Consider the following 2685-nt stretch of genomic DNA (forward strand, 5'->3'; position numbering starts at 1 on the left):
CGCTAACGTCGGTGCGATCAGTGCGAACAACGACAAGGTCATCGGAAACTTGTTGGCCGATGCTTTGGAACGAGTCGGTAAGGACGGCGTGATCACAGTCGAAGAAGGCAAGAGCCGAGCGACTGAAGTCAATTACGTGGACGGGATGCAGTTCGACAAGGGCTACATCTCGCCTTACTTCATCAACGATCCAAGCACGATGGAAGCGAGCCTCGAAAACGCTTTGATCCTGCTTTATGAGAAGAAGATCAGCAACATCCGCGATCTTGTTCCGTTGTTGGAAAAGGCTGCACAGACTGGTCAACCGTTGTTGATCATCGCCGAAGATGTTGATGCAGAAGCGTTGACGTTGTTGGTGGTCAACAAGTTGCGTGGCACGTTGAACGTGTGTGCGGTGAAGGCTCCTGGTTTCGGCGATCGTCGCAAAGCAATGCTCGGCGATATTGCGACCCTGACCGGCGGTACGCTGATCAGCGAAGACTTGGGCATCCAGCTCGAAAATGTCACGCTTGAGCAACTTGGCCGTGCCAAGAAGGTCACCGTCGACAAGAGCAACACGACTATCGTCGAAGGCAGCGGAAAACGCGAAGACATCGACAAACGTGTTTCCCAAATCCGTGCTCAAATCGAACAAACCGATAGCGAGTACGACAAGGAAAAATTCCAAGAGCGTTTGGCGAAACTGGCCGGTGGCGTTGCCGTCATCAGCGTGGGTGCCGAAACCGAAGCGGAAATGAAGCAAACTAAGGCTCGCTTGGAAGACGCACTGCACGCAACCCGTGCGGCGGTCGAGGAAGGTATCCTTCCCGGCGGTGGTGTGGCTTTGGTGCGTTGCTACGAAGCGGTCGAAGCGGCTCAGAAGAAAGCCAAAGGCGACGAAAAGATCGGTGTTGGCATCGTCTTGCACGCTTTGGACGCTCCGATGCGTCAAATCGCTGACAATGGCGGCATCGACGGCAGCGTTGTCGTTGACGAAGTTCGCCAAAAGGGCGCCACGATCGGTTACGACGCCAACACCGGCGAGTACTGTGACATGCTCAAGGCTGGCGTGATTGACCCTGTGAAGGTGGCTCGTACCGCGTTGGCAAATGCCGGCAGTATCGCGGGTTTGATGTTGACCACCGAAGCTTTGGTCACCAATTTCGATGCCGAAGACAAGGACAAGCGTCAAGTCGAAGGCGTCGTGTCCTAAGCCGCGAGAGGGGGTTTCCCCCGCTCACGCGGCTAGCAGGGTGCTAGTGGGTAACGATGTGCGGCACGCCTTGGGTTCAAGGGGGCGCCGCACGGGTTGTCAAAGCACCATGATTGATAAGAATCGAATCGGGTCGTCGCCAATCGGGCGGACGGCCTGATTTGATATCAGGACCGGATGGAATCTGGTTCGGAATGCAGCGGGAGTCGCTGTGTTGGCTCGTCTGAAATTTTGTTCTGGATAATGTTGCCGCTGTTATGGCTGAAAAACGCGATTATTACGCCGTCCTCGGGGTGGCTCGCACTGTGACCAAACAGGAACTTGATCGCGCTTATCGAAAGCTGGCGATCAAGTACCATCCTGATAGTAATAAAAACGACGACAACGCCGTCGAGATGTTCAAAGAGGCATCCGAGGCCTACGAAATTCTAAGCGACCAAGCCAAACGCGAACGCTATGACCGGTATGGACACGCCGGTGTCGACGGCATGGCCCATCAATCGCACGATGTCGAAGATATCTTCGAAGCCTTCGGCGACCTGTTTGGCGGTGGGATGTTTGGCGACCTGTTTGGATCGCGTGGTGGCGGCGGAGGCCGGCGGCGATCGCGTCGCGGTGCCGATATTCGCTGCAATGTCACGCTGACGCTCGAAGAAGCCGCCCGCGGCGTGAGCAAAGATATCTCGTTTCGTCGACGAATTCGCTGTGTGACTTGCGAGGGCAGCGGAGCCGCGCCCGGCAGCAAGCCCGAGGCCTGCGCTACCTGTGGAGGCCGCGGGCAAGTGATCCAATCTGCGGGCATCCTGCGTGTGCAAACCGCATGTCCGCATTGCCATGGTACGGGCCAGCAAATCAGCCAACCTTGTGCCGATTGCCGAGGCGCAGGGCTACAAAACGAAAAAGCCGAATTGACCGTCGAAATTCCTGCGGGAGTCGACGATGGAATGCGAGTTCGCTTGCAAGGCGAAGGCGAAGCAAGTCCCGATGGCGGACCTCCGGGTGACTGCTATTGTTTCATTTCCGTGTTGCCGCATGCGTTGTTTAAACGCGATGGCGTTCACTTGATTCTGCAGCTGCCGATCTCGTACACGCAAGCCGCTCTGGGTGCCGAGATTGAAGTTCCCACCCTGGATGGCCCCGAGTCGCTTCGCGTTGATGCAGGAACGCAAAACGGAGACGTTTTTACGCTTCGCGGCAAAGGTATTTTGGATCCTCGAGGCGGACGTGCTGGCGACCTGTTGATCCAAGTGATGATCGAAGTACCGAAGAAACTCTCGAGCGAGCAAGAGCGATTGCTTCGCGAATTAGCGGAACTTGAACATGAAACGGTTTTGCCTCATCGCAAATCGTTCTTGGAAAAGCTCCGAACGTTTTTTGACCCCGATGCACAACCTCAAGAAACTTGAATCGAAACATGAACGAAGAAGAAAACAAATCACAAGAAGAGATTGACGCAATGGATGCCGTGCACGAAGGCGAAGGGACGCAAGACG

Annotated in this window: 2 protein-coding genes; both read left to right on the plus strand. The window is 55.5% G+C overall.

Annotated features, from left to right (window positions below):
* Positions 1 to 1192 (plus strand): chaperonin GroEL (groL, locus tag ABX962_RS34335; protein ID WP_372726166.1); only part of this gene is annotated, 1192 nt, incomplete at its 5' end.
* 257 nt (positions 1193 to 1449) lie between these two features.
* Positions 1450 to 2598 (plus strand): molecular chaperone DnaJ, encoded by a 1149-nt coding sequence (gene dnaJ, locus ABX962_RS34340; protein ID WP_372726167.1) that lies wholly within the window; start codon positions 1450 to 1452, stop codon positions 2596 to 2598.
* The last annotated feature ends 87 nt before the right edge of the window (positions 2599 to 2685 follow it).

This window comes from Novipirellula sp. (assembly GCF_041583735.1).
Classification (GTDB): Bacteria; Planctomycetota; Planctomycetia; order Pirellulales; family Pirellulaceae; genus Novipirellula.